Origin of the sequence: Autumnicola musiva, from assembly GCF_031846585.1 — a bacterium.
GTDB lineage: Bacteria > Bacteroidota > Bacteroidia > Flavobacteriales > Flavobacteriaceae > Autumnicola > Autumnicola musiva.
Genome location: NZ_JAVRHK010000012.1, coordinates 69,126 through 87,197, shown reverse-complemented (window position 1 = coordinate 87,197; position 18,072 = coordinate 69,126). Strand labels below are relative to the sequence as shown.

The window sequence follows — 18,072 nt, the reverse complement described above, 5'->3', positions numbered from 1 at the left end:
TTAGGATAATATAAATTGTAAAAGATCTAATTTTTACGATTTCTTTAAATGTTGAAGTTAAACCTTGCTTAAATTGTTTTTCTGTAAGTAGAGAAGCAATACTTTTATTTCCACAATAAAAAACTATTAAAATTATGTCTTCATATTTGAATAAATCTTATCTGCATAAAGATGAAATAAGGACATCACTTCGTTTGTTAGTAAAGCGATATATTACAGATTGCGAGGATTGTGAAGAAATGTCTCCTGAATTTATTAATCTTATCAAGCATAATTTTCTTGCAGAATATGTGGTGTATGATAAAGAAGCAAAAATGGTTGAAATTGGAATAGAGGATTCTGATTCCAACTCGGTTTACCCGGAGCTAAAAGTTTATCAATTTTCTTTAGATTCTGCAGAAGACTGGGTAACCAATTCCTGCAAAGAGGAAAACGGAGATCTGGAATTTTACGGGAAACTACTTAATAAGAATGAAATTTTCAATTCTTCTGATGTGGTCCTGTTTCAGTAGAAATAAATATATTAAGTTTCTGTAAAAGCGGTTTTTGAAAAAAAAGCCGCTTTTTTTGTTTTAGAAATTACTAAAATTCGATGATAAGGAAGTGATTTTCTATAGATCAAAAAATTTGAGAATTACTGGCAGAATAAATTTCAGTGATTAAAATACAGAATATGCTAATTTGAAGCTCTCCTCTGAGGGTTGTATTCATAACCCCATAATTAACATTTTCTGCTTTACATTAATCTCCTTGATTAGAATGATTTTAGCTATATTTAAATCGTTAATAATCAAATATTTAATGTAATGGTAGCATATTTGGAAACAGTAGAAATTGAATCTTCTTTACAAATTCTCATCCATAGTTATGTAAAGGATTGTATGGAAGGCAAAGAAATGTCAGAAGATTTCGTGGAGCTTATTAAACATAATTTTTTAGCCAAATATGTTTACTACAACAGGGAAAAGGAAATGATAGAAATAGGTGTTAATCATTCTAAAACAAGAAAATCATATCCTGAGATTAAAGTATATTCTTTTCCTTTGGCAAAAGCAGCAGAGTGGGTGGGTAAGAAATTTAAAACCAGCCAGAGAGATCTTAAGTTCTACGGTACTTTAATAAATAGCAGGAAATGTTTAAAAGACCCGCAAATAGTGGTAATGTAATAAAATGATATTGATTCTTTAAGAGCGGTTTCCATTGGGAACCGCTCTTATTTTTAATCATTTTTTAACTGGTATGTTGCACACTTTTCTATAACTTAAAAATAAAAACTATGGAAAAGTACACTAATTTGAACAAACAGTTTATAGGAGGAAACTGGCAGGAAGGGAATGATGATTCCCATATCAAAAACCTTAATCCGTTTGATGAATCTGAAATACAATCTATTAAAGGTGCTAATGAAGCTGACGTAGATGCGGCATATAATGCAGCACAGAAAGCTGCTGAAGACTGGGGCAAAACCCTTCCCCAGAAACGTGCTGAAATTATTCAAAATGCCATTCAGATAATTACCCAAAGGAAAGAAGAGATATTAGAATGGCTTATAAAAGAAGCTGGTAGTACACAGGCAAAGGCTGAGGTTGAAATTCAGATTACCCTGGGCATCATGAAGGAGTCGGCATCTTTTCCTACCCGCATGCACGGATACATTTTCGATTCTATTACACCGGGTAAAGAAAGCAGGGCATATAGGAAATCCTTAGGTGTAATAGGAATAATTAGCCCCTGGAATTTCCCTTTAAATCTTTCCATGCGTTCTATAGCGCCCGCTTTGGCCACCGGTAATACCATAGTCCTTAAACCATCTTCCCAGACACCGGTAACAGGCGCGACTTTAGCAGCAAAAATTTTTGAGGAAGCCGGTTTGCCGAAAGGGGTTTTTAATGTGGTAATTGGTAAAGGTTCATCAATTGGCGATGCTTTTGTAGAGCATCCGGTTTCAGAATTAATTTCATTTACCGGCAGTACTGCAGTGGGAAGAAACATTGGGAAACTTGCCGGACAGGCAATAAAAAAAACTTCCCTGGAACTTGGTGGAAACAATGTTTTTGTAGTATTAAAAGATGCTGATATAGAAAATGCAGTTAATGCAGTAGTATTTGGCAAATTTATGCATCAGGGCCAAATTTGTATGGCTATAAACCGCATCTTGGTGCAGGAGGATATAGCTGAAGAATTTGTAGAAAAATTTATAGAAAAAACCAGGAAGTTAAAGCATGGTAATCCTGCCGAAAAGGACACTCTTGTGGGGCCGCTAATAGATCACGATCAGGTAGAAAGGATTCTCAAAGATCTGAATGAAAGTGCCAGCCAGGGTGCGATTATAAGAATTGGAGGAAAAAATAAGGGCAACGTGCTGGAGCCTACTATTATTGACAATGTAAGTGATGACATGCCAATTGCCGACAATGAAATTTTTGGTCCTGTGGCTCCTGTAATTCGATTTTCTACAGAAGAGGAGGCCCTCAAAATTGCCAATTCCAAAGCACAGGGATTAAGTGGTGCGGTATTTACCAGAAATACTGAAAATGGTGTTGCATTTGCCAAAAAAATAAAAACAGGCATGGTACACATTAATGACCAAACGGTAAATGATGAGCCAAACGCTCCTTTTGGAGGGGAAAAAGGTTCAGGAATAGGACGTTTTAACGGGAATTTTATCCTGGAAGAATTTACCACTCTCCAATGGATTACCGTACAACATGAACCACGGGATTATGCTCCTTTTGCTTAATTATAAGTTAAGATAAAGAGATAGGCACCAGCTCTGGCTTTGCTGGTGTCTAACTCTTTGTAACTATATTATCCATTATAATTTTCGCATGTATCCTGGAATTTTCAATAAACCATTTATGCGTTTCCACTCCCCCACAAATAACACCGGCCAAATAAACATTCGGCACATTGGTTTCCATAGTTTGAGGATCGTAATGCGGAATTTCTCTACCGTCATCGGAAAGCCTGATCCCGGTTTTTTCAAGAAAATTGAAGTTTGGCCTATAGCCGGTCATTAACAATACGAAATCATTTTCCATAGATTGCCTGCCCTGCGGAGTCTCAATAATTACCTCATTCTCTCTTATCTCAGATAGTTTAGCATTAAAATGCGCCTTTATACTGCCTTCATTTATGCGGTTGTCAATATCTGGTCGTACCCAATATTTTACCCTTCTTCCTATTTCCGGTTTGCGAACAATCATAGTAACATCTCCTCCTTTTCTGTAGATTTCCAATGCTGCATCTACAGCGGAATTACTCGCACCTACCACCACGGTTTTTCGGGTAGCATAAAAGTGAGGATCTCCGTAATAATGGTAAACCTTCGGCAGGTCTTCTCCCGGAATATTAAGATAATTTGGAATATCATAGAATCCTGTAGCAATAACAACGTTACGGGATTGATAGATTGTTTTTTCCGTAGTAATCTCTAGAAGATTATCGTCTTTTTTTTCTACAAAATCTACCTTTTCAAAAAGGTTCATGTTTAGACGATTAGATGTGGTTATTCGCCGATAATACTCCAAAGCCTCTGCTTTTTTTGGCTTGGGATTATTGCTGATAAAAGGAATATTATCCAGTTCCAGTTTTTCTGAAGTAGAGAAAAACGTCATGTTAGTAGGATAATTGTAAAGTGAATTTACCAGACATCCTTTTTCAATAATGAGGTAATTCAATTGCTTTTTCTCAGCTTCAAGGCCGCAGGCAATCCCGATTGGACCGCCACCTATAATTATTAAGTCGTATATTTTTTCAGGAGTTGGCAAGTTGCTTAAGGTTTTTGATTGTTCCTAGTTGGTTTTTAGCTTTAAATACAAAACTACCTGCCACCAGAATATCTGCTCCGGCTTTAGCAAGTTCTAAAGCATTTTGATCACTCACCCCGCCATCTATTTCAATAAGAGTGCTGGAATTCTTCTGAAGGATCAATTCTTTTAACTGCTTAATTTTCTTATACGTATTTTCTATAAAGCTTTGTCCTCCAAATCCCGGATTTACACTCATTATAAGAACAATATCAATATCATTAATAATATCTTTTAATGAATCTATACCAGTATGGGGATTTATAGCCACCCCGGCTTTCATGCCTTCAGCCTTAATCACCTGGAGGGTACGGTGAAGATGGGTACATGCTTCAAAATGTACGGTGAGGTTGTCTGCTCCTAACCTGGCAAAATCTTTAATATAACGGTCAGGATCAACAATCATAAGATGAACATCGAGTGTTTTGGTGGTATGTTTGGAAATGGCATCAAGAACCGGCATCCCATAGGAGATATTGGGAACAAAAACACCGTCCATAATATCTATATGAAACCAGTCGGCACTGCTGTTATTTACCATTTCAATATCCCTTTGGAGATTACCAAAATCGGCAGCGAGAAGGGAAGGAGCAATTAATTTTTCTGTCATAGCTTTTGCTGGGTTGTGACAACAAAAATATAAAGAAAAATACTAATTCCTGGCTTATGTGGAGTTCTTTGACGCTCCCTGGGTGTCTTCTTTATATGTATTCAGGATATTTAAATTTTCCTGATATATTCACCCTCTATAATCAAGTTGTGAGACTAATCATGTTCTGGTAATAAAAGCGGAAAGAATATTCCTCACCACATTCTGGGCAGATTGATCCAGCATTTTTACATGCTGAAGATACTGTTCAATAGCTTCGGGCTGATATTGGGCTTCAGAAGAAATAAATTTTGATCTGTATCCGTCAAAGTATTCTTTATCAATACATTTGCCAAAGATCTGAATTACGCTATGGTGGTTGCGGTCAGTTTTTATCTTATTGTAGAGGCTATAAACCTCCTCTTTCTCGCCTTCCAGTACCTGAAAAAAATTCCCATCAGAATAAAGTAACAATCCGGTAAGGTTTTGGGCATTATTATTCTTTTCGGTGATTTGCAGAATATGTTCTATTTCTGTTGTTGGCAATTCACTCCTGGCCGTACTAACATAACAAATCGCGTAACGCATCAAAGTTTTATTGAATTAAGATTCAAAATTATCAAAATTTAAGAATTGTTCAAAGACTTTATACGATTTTTAAATTAACAGGGTTAAATTAAATCCTGAAAATGGTCTTGAATAAGTTTTTTTGCAGCGCTAAAACCTCCCATTCCATGTACTCCTCCACCTGGGGGAGTAGAAGATGAACAAATATAAACACGTGGGTCTGGTGTGGTGTATGGGGATAATCTGGTAACCGGCCTGGTAAACAATTGACTGATATTCTGGCTGCCACCATTTATGTCACCGCCTACCAGATTAGGATTAAAATGCTGTAAAGCCTGAGTGTTCATTGTAGACTTTGCCAGGATACAATTTTTAAAGCCTGGAGCAGCTTTTTCTATTTGAGCCTCGATTTCTGCAGTGTAATCGCGTGTGCTGCCATTGGGAACGTGGCAATACGCCCATGCGGTATGCTTGTTTTCCGGAGCTCTTGTAGAATCAAATAAAGTATGCTGAGCCAGCAGGACGTAAGGATTTTTATTGGTGCTGTAATATTTTGCTGAATTTTCTGAACGCTCTATTTCTTTTTGACTGTACCCAAGATGTACGGTACCAGATTTTCGGCATTTTTCATTTAGCCAGGGGATGGGTTCACTTAGTGCCCAATCCATTTTAAAAACCCCTGCACCATATTTAAAATTTTCCATTCTTTTCCTGTAAAGGCTTGTAAAACGAGTGCCTTTTATTTCCAGAAGTTGCTTTGGCGTCAAGTCAAACATATATGTTTTTGCTTCTGGTAATTGATCGATATCAGTGATGTTTGTATTTAAAAACAATTCACCACCTTTGGATTTGTAGTAAGAAAGGAGGGCTTCAGTAAATTTATTTGCACCTCCTTTTGGAAACGGCCATCCATATTTATGTGCTAGTATATTAAGAACAAGCCCAAATGATGATGAAGCCACACTGTTAAGCGATAAAGTGGAATGTGCTGCCGAACCATAGAAAAACACTCTTGTTTTTTCATCTTTAAAATAGTGGTTCACAAGATGATGGGCAGAAACAAAAGCTTTTAGTCCAAACTTCATTAATTTTACCGGATGATCAGGCCACTTTAAAGGACCAAGCAGGTTGCTCTCAAGTTCAGGCCAGTTATTAACAATAGAGCCAAATAACTTTTTATAGGATTTCTCATCCTTTAAAAGTTGTGCTGCAGTTCTGTCTATATCTTTATAGCAGGCCAGTGCTGAACCATCATTAAACGGATGCGAGTAAGGGATATCAGGAAAAATCCATTCAAGGCCATGCTCCCCAAGTGGCAAAGTGCGTAGAAAAGGAGATGCATACCCAAGGGGTAGGATAGAAGAACCAATATCATGTTTAAAACCAGGGAGGGTAACTTCAAGTGTTTTTGTTGCTCCTCCGGGAATAGATGCCTGCTCGAAAATAGCTGTTTTTAATCCTTTTTGTTGAAGGTGAATGGCCGCGGAAATTCCGTTGGAACCACTTCCTATTATTATGGCATCATATTTTTCTCCCATTACGGTAGTTCGCTTTTATCAAGATTGTCCAAATATTCCTTAAATGTAGTGGTTCCATTTTTCTCACCAATCATATCCCGGGTGGTAATATATTTGAAGTAGTCCAGTTTATCATGAAAATCCTCAAAAAATTTGGGAAGTGCAAGACCTGCATCTGCAACAATTTCGGGAATTTTAATAATTTTACCGCCAATAGCTTCTTTTATCATATTTGCCATTTCAAGACGGGTATGGATTTGAGGGCCTCCAATTTCAATCACTTCAGGACCGGAATCCACATAACGAATTACAACTTTTGCCAGGTCTTTATGGTGGATGCTGTTGGTTGTTGCACTTCCGTCTCCTACAATAGGAATAAGTTTTCTTTTTGCCATTATAGCAAGATCATGGATTCCAGAGAAAAAGCCTACAGGTCTTAAAATAGTATATTGAAGAGAAGATGCTTTTAACTCCTGTTCAAAAAGTTTATGGGCATTGGCAACATTATAATCTTTATTAGAATCGGCTCCTTTTATGGAAATATAAACAAACCTTTTTACATTGTTTCTTTCAGCATCCTGTAAAAGATTTTTATTGGATTGATAATCTATTTCATAAAATGATCTGTCGTTAGGGGTGAAAAGGCTAACGCTATTACCCAGAGCAGATACCACTGTGTCTACTCCCGCGGTAATATCTTTAATTTTTGATGTTTCTTTACTGGCATCTGCTTTCCAGATTTCATTGCAATATGGCTTAAGCTTTTCCTTTCCTTCATCAGAAGTGGTGAGCACTCTCAGTTGGTAACCCTGAGAACTCATGTACTTCACTATTTCAAATCCCAGGGCACCAGAGGCCCCGGCAATTAAAACTTTTTTCGGTTTTTCCATATTGATGTTTTTAGGAAAAAATACATATAAATTGTAGAAAAACAGAAAGGCATAAAAGGAATTAACACAGGTTTAGCTAACGTTGAAGAACTAAGAAAATCGCGCAAGAAAAAACCCCGGTCATCACTCCGGGGTCATTCATCAATCAAAAAACGAACAGTTATTTCCATACCGGTCATCACTCCGGCACTAAACTGTTGTCATCTTAAATATCTTATCCTAAGTAAGTTTTTAATATCTTACTTCTGGATGTATGTTTTAATCTTCTAATGGCTTTTTCTTTAATTTGTCTGACTCTTTCCCTTGTAAGATCAAAAGTCTCGCCAATCTCTTCCAATGTCATAGGATGTTGGTCGCCAAGGCCAAAATATAGACGAATAACATCGGCTTCACGAGGAGTTAAGGTTTCCAGGGCACGCTCAATTTCGGTTCTAAGCGACTCGTGCAACAATTCCTTATCCGGGTTTGGCGATTCCCCACTACGCAATACATCGTAAAGGTTAGAATCTTCCCCTTCAACCAAAGGTGCATCCATAGAAACGTGACGACCGGAATTCTTCATAGATTCCTTAACATCGTTAATCGTCATGTCCAGTTCTTTGGCAATCTCTTCAGCACTTGGAGGACGCTCATGGGACTGCTCCAAAAAAGCAAAGGTTTTGTTGATCTTGTTAATAGATCCAATCTTGTTAAGCGGAAGTCTTACAATACGTGACTGTTCTGCCAAAGCCTGTAAAATCGACTGGCGAATCCACCATACGGCATAAGAAATAAATTTAAAACCACGGGTTTCATCAAAACGTTTAGCGGCTTTAATCAATCCTAAATTTCCTTCATTAATAAGATCGGGAAGCGTTAATCCCTGATTTTGATATTGTTTTGCAACCGAAACCACAAAACGTAAATTCGCTTTGGTCAGTTTTTCCAAAGCACGGTTATCACCCGCTTTAATTCGCTGAGCCAATTCTACCTCTTCATCGGCAGTAATTAAATCAACTTTACCAATTTCTTGCAAATACTTATCCAGCGAAGCAGTTTCACGGTTGGTTACCTGCTTCGTAATTTTAAGTTGTCTCATCTATCTCCTCCTTGGATTTTAATTGTGAATAGCTCTTGTATTTGTTTATACGTAAGGAGTAGTCGTAATGTTACAAAAAACCTTAAAAACTTTTTTAAGGGCGTTTCCCTGCGGGCCGGGCTTTCCGCTCCAAGTCCTCGCTTCCTCCAGTCGCTTCGGGCTTTCCACTACAATCCCTAACGCGAAAATATTTGTATAAGTAGTAGAGTTAGATTAATGATGTCTCTGTTGTTTATTGTTTGTAGTTCGAGGGAATCTGGATAACTATAAGTCAAAACTGGCATTTTAGAGCCCGCATTTAAAATTCAAAATTCCTTTTCAAAAGTTTGTAGTTTTGAGTTCGTAGTTCGGGGAATAATTCTTCTGCTGGTCGAAAATTGCCATTTCTGATGCCTCTCATTAGGTACGATTCACCCCTCCGGCCTTCGGCCACCTCCCCTTATAAAAAGTGGAGGAGCTTCGTCTTCTTTAAGCTTAAGTGCGATAATTGCCATTTTCAGCAGTGCATCACTTAAAAATTTAAAATTCAATATTTATAGTAATCATAAATCTAATCGAGGGACCAAGACAAAAAAATGCCCCTGAATTTCTCCAGAGGCATTTAAGTATATATTCAGAATAATTTAATCGTCTTTTCTGCGATCTCTGCCACGGTCATTTCTTCCGCCACCGCGATTGTCACGATTCCCGCGGTTATCACGGTTTCCTCCGTCACGGTTGTTATCTCTCGGCGGCCTTGCCTGGTAACCCTCCGGTTTCTCAAGTAAGGCTTTGCGGGATACTTTTTCCTTACGGGTTTTAGGGTCAATTCCAAAATATTTCACATCAATTACATCACCCATTTTCAGAACATCATTAACATCGTTGGTACGTTCCCATGCCAATTCAGAAATATGAAGTAAAACCTCATTTCCAGGGGCTTCTACATATTCTACAACAGCACCAAAATCAAGCAATTTAATTACTTTAACTTCGTAAACGCTTCCTTTTTCCGGCTTAAAGGTAATCGACTCAATTTTAGCGAGTACTTTATCGATTCCTTCCTGCTGTGTTCCAAGAATTTCAACAATTCCTTCTTCAGTAACGGGATCTTCGTTGATAACGATCTCTGTTTTAGTCTCTTTCTGTAATTCCTGAATTACTTTTCCTCCAGGTCCAATTAATGCGCCAATAAATTCATTAGGAATTCTTCTGGTGATAATTTTTGGAGAATGCGCTTTTACATGCTCGCTTGGCTGAGCAATAGTATCAGTCAGTTTTTCAAGAATATGAAGCCTTCCTTCACGGGCTTGTTTTAGAGCTTTTACTAATATTTCATAAGACAGGCCTTTAATTTTAATATCCATCTGGCAGGCAGTAATACCATCTGCGGTTCCGGTAACTTTAAAGTCCATATCACCTAAAGCATCCTCATCTCCAAGAATATCAGAAAGTACAGCGAAATCTTCTCCCTGCGAAATCAATCCCATAGCGATACCGGAAACCGATTTCTTAAGCTGAACTCCGGAATCCATCAATGCCATAGTACCGGCACATACAGTAGCCATAGAAGACGAACCGTTTGATTCCAGGACTTCAGAAACTACCCGTACAGTATAAGGACAGTCTTCAGGAATCATTCCTTTTAATGCTCTTTGTGCAAGATTTCCGTGGCCAATCTCACGTCTTGAAGTACCTCTTATAGGGTAAGCTTCCCCTGTGGAAAAAGGTGGGAAATTGTAATGTAAATAAAAAGTTTCTTCTCCCTGCTGGGTTGGTAAATCCACCTGGTTTGCTTCTCTTGAAGTTCCAAGGGTAACTGTTGCCAAAGCCTGGGTTTCTCCCCTGGTAAAGATTGCAGAACCATGAGTAGATGGTAAATAATCTACTTCACACCAGATTGGGCGAATTTCATCGGTCTTTCTTCCATCAAGTCGAATTCCTTCTTTTAGCGTTAAATCTCTAACCGCAGCTTTATGCGTTTGGTTAAAATATGTGCTAATAAGAGCAAGGTTTTCTTCAAGTTCTTCTTCAGTAAACAATCCTTTTACTTCTTCTTTTAAATCTGAAAAAGCCTCGGAACGTTCTTTTTTACCTAATCCCTGCTTTGCAATATCATAAGCTTTCTGGTAAGCGGCATCATGAACTTTCTTCTGAAGATCTTCATCTTCTCTTGCAGTTTCATATTCACGAGTTTCTTTTTTACCGAAAGCTTCCGCAAGTTTTACCTGTGCTTCACACTGTTTTTTTATAGCTTCATGGGCAAACTTAATTGCTTCAGCCATTTCTTCTTCAGAACACTCGTCCATTTGGCCTTCCACCATCATCACAGAATCTGCAGAAGCACCAACCATCATGTCCATATCGGCTTCTTTTAGCTGCTCACGACTTGGATTGATTACAAACTCTCCGTTTATACGGGCCACTCGCGCTTCAGAAATAGGCGTTTCAAAAGGAATGTCAGAAAGTTGAATAGCTGCAGATGCGGCAAGTCCTGCCAGCGCATCGGGCATCACTTCATCATCGTGAGACATTAACTGGATCATTACCTGGGTCTCAAATTTGTAATCCTTAGGGAAGAGAGGGCGCAATACGCGATCTACCAGCCTCATAACCAATATTTCCTCACTGCTGGGCCTGGCTTCTCTTTTAAAATAGCCGCCAGGGAAAAGTCCTGCTGCTGCAAATTTTTCACGATAATCTAATGTTAAAGGGAAGAAATCCATGGTAGTAGGCTTGTAAGAAGATACAACCGTACATAATAACATGGCATTTCCCATTTGTACAACAACAGACCCGTGAGCCTGTTTTGCTAATTTTCCGGTCTCGATGGAGATTTCTCTTCCGTCTCCAAGATCGATAACCTCTTTAAATGTTTTTGGAATCATAATATTTTAAATTCTTTCTCCGGCTAACTTCTCCGGATTTTGTTAAACATGGTCTCCGCCTTGACCGGACGGCCGGGATGTGTTGTTGTGTGTGAAGTTAAAGATTGACCAATGAAAAACTACCTCTTCCTTTAGTTAGTTATGAGGTGACAATTTGTAATAAAAATGGCAAAATTACCACTTTCAAGATATAAAAAAGGGGCGAAAGCCGCCCCTGAAATTTATTTTCTTAATCCTAATTCCTGAATAATCGCACGATATCTCATAATATCCTTTTTCATCAGGTAATCAAGTAAGCTTCTTCTTTTACCCACAAGCCGTACCAGTGAACGTTCTGAATTATAATCCTGGCGGTTTTTCTTTAAATGCTCAGATAGGTGGGCAATTCTGTAAGTGAACAATGCAATCTGACCTTCAGCTGAACCTGTATCAGTTTTACTCTGACCGTGTTTTTCGAAAATCTCCTCTTTTTTCTCTTTACTTAAATACATTCCAATATTAATTTTAATGATTTTTATGTATTGATAGTTTTTCTATCAGGCGGCAAATATACTACTTTAAATAATATTACCTATTGATAAGATCTTTTTTAATTTAAGCTCTTACAGGTTGATTTTGAATTAAATCCAGGTACAGGTTTATCCTGTTTTTAAGTTCTGAACGCTTTACAATAAAGTCAAGGAAACCGTGCTCTTTTAAAAATTCGGCAGTCTGGAAGTCTTTTGGAAGGTCTTTTCCGGTAGTGTCTTTTACCACACGTGGGCCTGCAAACCCAATAAGTGCACCTGGTTCAGAAATGTTAATGTCTCCAAGCATCGCGAAAGAAGCAGTGGTTCCTCCCGTTGTAGGATCGGTGGCAAGTGATATGTAAGGGATTTTAGCATCTGCAAGCTGGGCTAATTTTACTGAAGTTTTAGCCAGCTGCATTAAAGATAATGCCGCTTCCATCATCCTGGCTCCTCCGGATTTGGAGATGATCATAAAAGGAATTCTATGTTTAAGAGCATAATCTGCGGCACGTGCAATTTTTTCACCAACAACAGAGCCCATAGATCCTCCAATAAATCTGAAGTCCATACAGGCAATTACAAGATCATTTCCTTTTGATTTTCCAACAGCGGTACGTACTGCATCGATAAGTCCGGTTTTTTCCTGGGCAGCCTTCAACCGGTCTGTATACTTTTTAGTATCGGTAAATTCCAGTGGATCTTTAGAAGAAATATTCTTATCCAGCTCCTCAAACTGGTTGTTATCAAACAGGATTTTAAAATATTCATTGCTTCCAATTCTTACATGATATCCGTCTTCGGGACTAACGTAAAAATTGCTTTCCAGCTGCTCTGCATCTACAACTTTTCCTGTGGGAGATTTATACCACAAACCTTTTGGGACATCTTTTTTTTCTTCAGTAGGGGTTTGAATACCTTTTTGTGTTCTCTTAAACCATGCCATAGCTTTCAATTTTTATCATCCGGGGCTGCATCGTCAACCGGAAATTTTGGTCAAAAAAATAGCTGAAATACAATTTTATTTCAGCTATTTCAAAAATTCAGTTATAAAGTATTTATGTTGTTTAAATCTTCAAATGCTTTTTTGAGACGGGTTTTAAAAGTTATTTCTCCCTCACGTACCCATACTCTTGGGTCATAATGCTTTTTGTTTGGCACTCCTTCTCCTTCAGGATTTCCAATTTGTGCAGCAAGATAATCTTTCTTGTGGCTCATGTAATCACGTATTCCTTCAAGATAAGCATATTGAAGATCGGTGTCGATATTCATCTTAATAACTCCATATCCAATTCCTTCACGAATTTCTTCAACAGTAGAACCGCTTCCTCCATGGAAAACAAAATCGATATGATTTTCTTTTAATCCGAATTTTTCAGAAACAAATTCCTGAGAATTTTTTAAGATAATAGGAGTAAGTTTTACATTTCCTGGCTTATACACCCCGTGAACATTTCCGAAGGCAGCGGCAATAGTGAACTGTGGGCTCACCTTACTTAATTCTTCATAAGCATAGGCCACTTCCTCGGGCTGGGTGTATAATTTTGAAGAATCTATGTCGGTATTGTCCACTCCGTCTTCTTCACCTCCGGTAACACCAAGTTCAATCTCCAGCGTCATTCCCATTTTGCTCATTCGCTCAAGGTATTTCTTACAAAGCTGAATGTTTTCTTCAATGGGTTCCTCAGAAAGGTCAATCATGTGGGAACTGTAAAGTGGCTTTCCAAAATGCTCGTAATGCTTTTCGCTGGCATCCAGCAAACCGTCAATCCACGGTAATAATTTTTTTGCACAATGGTCTGTATGAAGAATCACGGTTGCACCGTAAGCCTTTGCCAGTTCATGAATATGTTTTGCACCGGCTACTCCACCTGCAATTGCAGCTTTCTGGTTTTCATTGGAAAGACCTTTCCCGGCATTAAATTGCGCTCCACCATTGGAGAATTGAATAATTACAGGAGAATTTAGCTCTGCGGCTGTTTCCATTACCGCATTTGCACTACTGGATCCTATTACATTTACTGCAGGAAGGGCAAAGCCCTTTTCCTTGGCATATTTAAAGATTTCCTGAACTTCTTTTCCTGTGGCTACGCCAGGTTTAATGTTATGACTCATAATTTTAGTTAATTAGGCTTACAAAAATAAGAAAATTAGTTGGCTTAAAAAGGATAATTGATCCCTACATTATAAACCGCGTGATTGAAATTGTAATCGTGAAACCATCTGTCTCCTGCAGGAAGTGCCGGATTATAGGTTTTAAACCCAATATCGAAACGGAGTACAAAGAAACCAAAGTCATACCGAAGTCCGAATCCGCTGCCTACAGCAATTTCATCAAGGTCAGAGAGGGAAGTGAAAGTAGAGGCTTCATCTTGAACAATATCAAGCACATTCCAGATGTTTCCCACATCTATAAAAAATGCACTGTTTAAAGCACCAAATAGATTGTAGCGATACTCAAAATTAAAAGCAAGTTTCATGTTGGCTTCGTTAAATTCACTTCTTCCGCCACTGCCCCCTGGCCCAAGATCGTAAGCCTGCCATGCACGATTATCATTAGGGCCGCCCGCAAAAAAACTCCGGGTAAACGGAATGCTGTTAGCATTGCCATAAGGAATAGCAATTCCCCCAAAAGCCCGTAATGCAAAAATATTGTCGTGCCCAAGATCCCAGTGGCGGATGAAATCTATTTCAGGTTTCACGTATTGCGAAAAAGCCACTCCCACTACTTCATAATTTCCGTTTTCATTTTTATCCAGTCCTGCCAATTCTGAAACAGCAGAAAGAGTATTCCCTGCAGTTTCTATTTTTAAACGAAGACGGGAAAATTCTTCATCGTACAGGTTTTCTTTGGTATTCCATAAATAGGTGAAATTACTTGCAAATATTAAATTGTCTTCAGTTAAACGTCTTTTTCGTTCCCTGATATTTATTACATTTTGCCGCTGATTTTCAGTGAGGCCGCTTGTTGTATTGGTATTATTATTAACCGCCTCAATAAAATTTTCAGCTCCACGGGGAATAATAAGCTGGCCGCTGGTATTTAAATAATCAGGATTGGTAACTACGTTGGATGATTGTATAATATCATTAAGTTCGTTGTAGGAATTGCGATAAACGTTAAAATAGTTGTTTGTATTAAGGTTTCTAACATACTGCAGGTTGACCAGGTCTAACCTATTGGTAACCTGTCGGGAAGATGTCCATTTATAATTAAGGATCGAAGAGAAATTTTGTTTATCCAGGCCTATATTGTGCTGAGTGCTTAATCCTAAACTAAGTGTAGTAAAGGGAGACATATACCCACGAATGATTTTTTCGGTATCAAACGGAAGAAAGATCCGGGGAAAAATCAGGTTTACATCTGCTCCTATTTCAGAAATATCAAAAAACCGGTCTTCGTCCCTGCTTACGGCGGCATCTGTGGAAGAGCCTATACTTCCCCTTCCTGCTATTTCAAGATTTTCTGCTCCTCCAAAAATATTTCTTATCAACAGCGATCCTCCAAAGCCGATTCCGAATTTTTGAATGTTACTTTGAGAAACGTCAAAATCAAATCCCAAAGAATATTTTTGTTGGGGAGTTAGAAAAATATTCGCGATTAAATTGGTGTTGGTTGAATCTACAGGATCTGGGGTATACTGGATGTTGGGATACTTAAAAACCCGGAGGGAATTCAACCGGTTATAGGTTCGCGTCCTGGCAAGATCACTGTACATTCGCCCCGGCCTTATAAAAACCGCATCAATAATAGCTTCGGGTTTATATTCCATCTCTCCGAAACTATATACCGTAAAATTTCCAATCCTGGCACTGTCTGTAACCGGTTCATTGCGATTGGCGTAGGTATAATCGGTAAAGACATTTACCTTACTTATTTCATGGATTTTAAAGGGAGCACGATAAGTTGAATCACCCTGGGTCACCTGTAGGTCATTTATAAGTATTGTGGTGTTAACCTTATGATCAGTATTAATGGTATCTGCATCAAAGGTGATATATTCCTGCTCAAAGTTATATACTCCATTGTTTCTAAAAAGCTGTGTAAGCCGGTCCCTCTCGGCATTAAAATCTAGGGTTCTGTACTGCTGGTTCAAGCTTACTTCTGATTCGGCTATATGACTGTTGTAGATAGAATCCAATTCCTCAGACGCTATATCGGTGTTAATGGAATCTACAATATATGGTGTGTTGGTGTTGACATAATATTCTACTTTGGCTCTCTTTGCTTTTTTTTCAGAAGGGATTATAGCATAATCGGTTTCTACGTTAAACCAGCCGTTATTCCAGTACCAGGACTGCAGGCGGTTAACCGATTTGCGGGTTTCTTCTTCACTAACAATTACCGGTGCCTCTCCTGTCCTTTTAATCCATTGGTTGAATTCCAGACGGGAATTAATGTATTTGTCCAGTTGTTTTTTGGAGATGATAGCCTCAAGCCGCTTTCTTTTGCTATCATTTTGAAGCAATTTTTCGCTTAAAATAGAATCCAGATCAGGTCTCGCCAGATTATAAAAATGGAGCTGAAGCGGAACGCCCAGTAATTTGGAATTTGGTTCCTGGTATAGCTGATTGTATATCCTGTTTTCCTGAATTTCTTCTCCATTTAAAATAATGCTGTTTTCGGTGAGTAAAGCTTCATCAGCTTCTACGCGTTTCACTGCATTACAGGAAATAAGGAGGCATAGGATTAGGAAAAATATTGATATTTTTGCGAGGCGCCTTTTCAAATAAATTTCATTAAAGCATCAAAAATACATCTTTTGTATGGTTAGTAAAAACCAAATAAAGTTAATTAAAAGCCTCTCTCAAAAAAAGCAAAGGCATACGAAAAACCTATTTGTAGCTGAAGGGAAAAAAACGATTTCTGAACTTTTAAATTCACAACTGGAGCTTTATTCAATTTTTTCAGAAGAAGAAATTTTTGATGTGCCTAAGGATAAATTTGTGCTTCTGGGGAAGGGCGATCTGAAAAAAATCAGCTTTTTAAAAACATCACAAACAGCTCTTGCAGTATTTCGAATTCCTGAAGTTTCCAATCCGGATTATGAAGGAATCTCTCTGGTTCTTGACGGGGTGAGAGATCCGGGGAATCTTGGCACCATTATTCGTTTGTGTGACTGGTTTGGAATTAAAAATCTGGTATGTTCTCCGGACACCGTAGATTGTTTCAATCCAAAGGTAGTACAGGCCACCATGGGTTCTATTGGCAGAATTAGTATTTCTTATATGGATTTGCCGGAGTATTTAATAGCCCGTCCACGGGATCTGCCTGTTTTAGGAACTTTTATGAACGGCGGGAATATCTACACAAAGATTCTTCCGCAGAATGCAATTTTGGTGATGGGAAATGAAGCTAACGGAATCTCACCGGCAGTGGAGGAGCAAGTGAGTAACCGTGTTGCCATCCCGCAATTTGGCGACTTGATTTCTACAGAAAGCCTCAATGTTGCCACGGCTACGGCTATTTTCCTTAGTGAATTACGAAGAGCCGGGTTTACTGGAAAGTAAAATTTAGAAAAACAGCTCTGGAATGCATAGCATTTACCTCGGGGTAAGTTGTTCTAACCATCTCATTATTTATGGTAAATACACCGCGTAAAGAAGGTGTGAATTTAAAATAAGGAAGATATAGATCAATACCCAGGCCTATTTCGTAGTTATAGGTGTTGGTTTTTAAACGTGTTGCAGCGTCTTCATTGTTTTCATTACTGGAAAGGTTTATGGAAGTGGAAAGGCCTCCAACAACAAAAGGCTTAAAATTGTTTAATCTGTTAGCTGAAAATTTTAGCAGCAACGGGATATGAACATAAGTGGCATTTATCTCTTCAGTTTCTATAGTGGAAGGAGGGCGGAAATTTCTGGTATTAAAGCTCACCCCCGGTTCCAGCCTTAAATCCAGGTTGTTGTTAAGTTTAAGATTACCTATTAATCCCACATTAAAGCCTATCGTTTTTTCAATAATGAGGTCGTTGCCGTTGGTGTTGACCTCATCATCATATTTGAATTGAAAGTCATAGCTGTTGAAGCCAATAAAATAACCCCAGGACCAACGCTGCTGGTCAATATTTGGATTATTTAATACCTGATCTCCTGAAAATAACTGGGCCTGGGAAAACTGATAACAGCACAGGAAAAAAATGATAATAAAAAAGTTTTTCATTTATTTTATAAAATTTTAACCGACTACACTTCGCCCGGTTTTGGGAGCTGCCGGTTCTGTATAATTTGCCAATTCCCCGTAAGGGG

Annotated in this window: 16 protein-coding genes; 4 read left to right on the top strand and 12 right to left on the bottom strand. The window is 38.3% G+C overall.

From position 1 onward, the window contains the following. The first annotated feature begins 134 nt into the window (after nucleotides 1–134). The 3 genes from RM539_RS14810 (at nucleotide 135) to RM539_RS14800 (ending at nucleotide 2,740) form a co-directional block, all read left to right on the top strand. On the top strand, nucleotides 135–512 hold the full coding sequence (locus RM539_RS14810; protein WP_311504196.1) for a hypothetical protein: 378 nt from the start codon (nucleotides 135–137) through the stop codon (nucleotides 510–512). 294 nt (nucleotides 513–806) lie between these two features. Then, nucleotides 807–1,166: a hypothetical protein gene (locus RM539_RS14805; RefSeq protein ID WP_311504195.1), complete on the top strand. Its 360-nt coding sequence runs from the start codon at nucleotides 807–809 to the stop codon at nucleotides 1,164–1,166. Nucleotides 1,167–1,276: 110 nt separating this feature from the next. Further along, on the top strand, nucleotides 1,277–2,740 hold the full coding sequence (locus RM539_RS14800; RefSeq protein WP_311504194.1) for an aldehyde dehydrogenase family protein: 1,464 nt from the start codon (nucleotides 1,277–1,279) through the stop codon (nucleotides 2,738–2,740). Between the two features lie 49 nt (nucleotides 2,741–2,789). Here the strand turns inward: RM539_RS14800 and RM539_RS14795 are convergent, their stop codons facing one another. The 11 genes from RM539_RS14795 to tamL all read right to left on the bottom strand — a co-directional run bounded on the left by RM539_RS14795 (nucleotide 2,790) and on the right by tamL (nucleotide 16,553). Next, a complete protein-coding gene (locus RM539_RS14795; RefSeq protein WP_311504193.1) occupies nucleotides 2,790–3,770 on the bottom strand; it encodes a YpdA family putative bacillithiol disulfide reductase in 981 nt (326 codons plus the stop codon). After that, a complete protein-coding gene (gene rpe, locus RM539_RS14790; RefSeq protein WP_311504192.1) occupies nucleotides 3,757–4,419 on the bottom strand; it encodes a ribulose-phosphate 3-epimerase in 663 nt (220 codons plus the stop codon). Before rpe ends, RM539_RS14795 begins: the two co-directional genes overlap by 14 nt. Before the next feature lie 159 nt (nucleotides 4,420–4,578). Further along, nucleotides 4,579–4,986 carry a BLUF domain-containing protein gene (locus RM539_RS14785; protein ID WP_311504191.1) on the bottom strand — a complete coding sequence of 136 codons (408 nt, stop codon included), beginning with the start codon at nucleotides 4,984–4,986 and terminating at the stop codon, nucleotides 4,579–4,581. An 83-nt stretch (nucleotides 4,987–5,069) separates the two neighbouring features. Beyond that, entirely contained in the window at nucleotides 5,070–6,503 is a 1,434-nt protein-coding gene (locus tag RM539_RS14780; RefSeq protein WP_311504190.1) for a phytoene desaturase family protein, read from the bottom strand. Continuing rightward, nucleotides 6,503–7,372 carry an SDR family oxidoreductase gene (locus tag RM539_RS14775; protein ID WP_311504189.1) on the bottom strand — a complete coding sequence of 290 codons (870 nt, stop codon included), beginning with the start codon at nucleotides 7,370–7,372 and terminating at the stop codon, nucleotides 6,503–6,505. The genes RM539_RS14780 and RM539_RS14775 overlap by 1 nt, the downstream gene beginning before the upstream one ends. A gap of 214 nt (nucleotides 7,373–7,586) precedes the next feature. After that, complete coding sequence (locus RM539_RS14770) at nucleotides 7,587–8,450, bottom strand: sigma-70 family RNA polymerase sigma factor (protein ID WP_072552879.1); 864 nt, start codon at nucleotides 8,448–8,450, stop codon at nucleotides 7,587–7,589. Nucleotides 8,451–9,073: 623 nt separating this feature from the next. Then, entirely contained in the window at nucleotides 9,074–11,317 is a 2,244-nt protein-coding gene (locus RM539_RS14765) for a polyribonucleotide nucleotidyltransferase (RefSeq protein ID WP_311504188.1), read from the bottom strand. A 221-nt stretch (nucleotides 11,318–11,538) separates the two neighbouring features. Further along, complete coding sequence (gene rpsO / locus RM539_RS14760; RefSeq protein ID WP_311504187.1) at nucleotides 11,539–11,808, bottom strand: 30S ribosomal protein S15; 270 nt, start codon at nucleotides 11,806–11,808, stop codon at nucleotides 11,539–11,541. Between the two features lie 103 nt (nucleotides 11,809–11,911). Continuing rightward, complete coding sequence (accD, locus tag RM539_RS14755; RefSeq protein ID WP_311504186.1) at nucleotides 11,912–12,769, bottom strand: acetyl-CoA carboxylase, carboxyltransferase subunit beta; 858 nt, start codon at nucleotides 12,767–12,769, stop codon at nucleotides 11,912–11,914. A 101-nt stretch (nucleotides 12,770–12,870) separates the two neighbouring features. After that, complete coding sequence (gene fbaA, locus RM539_RS14750; protein WP_311504185.1) at nucleotides 12,871–13,938, bottom strand: class II fructose-bisphosphate aldolase; 1,068 nt, start codon at nucleotides 13,936–13,938, stop codon at nucleotides 12,871–12,873. Between the two features lie 44 nt (nucleotides 13,939–13,982). After that, nucleotides 13,983–16,553 (bottom strand): translocation and assembly module lipoprotein TamL, encoded by a 2,571-nt coding sequence (gene tamL, locus RM539_RS14745; RefSeq protein ID WP_311504184.1) that lies wholly within the window; start codon nucleotides 16,551–16,553, stop codon nucleotides 13,983–13,985. A 37-nt stretch (nucleotides 16,554–16,590) separates the two neighbouring features. Between tamL and RM539_RS14740 the strand changes: the two genes are divergently transcribed. Beyond that, complete coding sequence (locus RM539_RS14740) at nucleotides 16,591–17,334, top strand: RNA methyltransferase (RefSeq protein ID WP_311504183.1); 744 nt, start codon at nucleotides 16,591–16,593, stop codon at nucleotides 17,332–17,334. Here RM539_RS14740 and porT read toward each other — a convergent pair. Beyond that, nucleotides 17,321–17,986: a type IX secretion/gliding motility protein PorT/SprT gene (gene porT, locus RM539_RS14735; RefSeq protein WP_311504182.1), complete on the bottom strand. Its 666-nt coding sequence runs from the start codon at nucleotides 17,984–17,986 to the stop codon at nucleotides 17,321–17,323. The genes RM539_RS14740 and porT overlap by 14 nt on opposite strands. Between the last annotated feature and the right edge of the window lie 86 nt (nucleotides 17,987–18,072).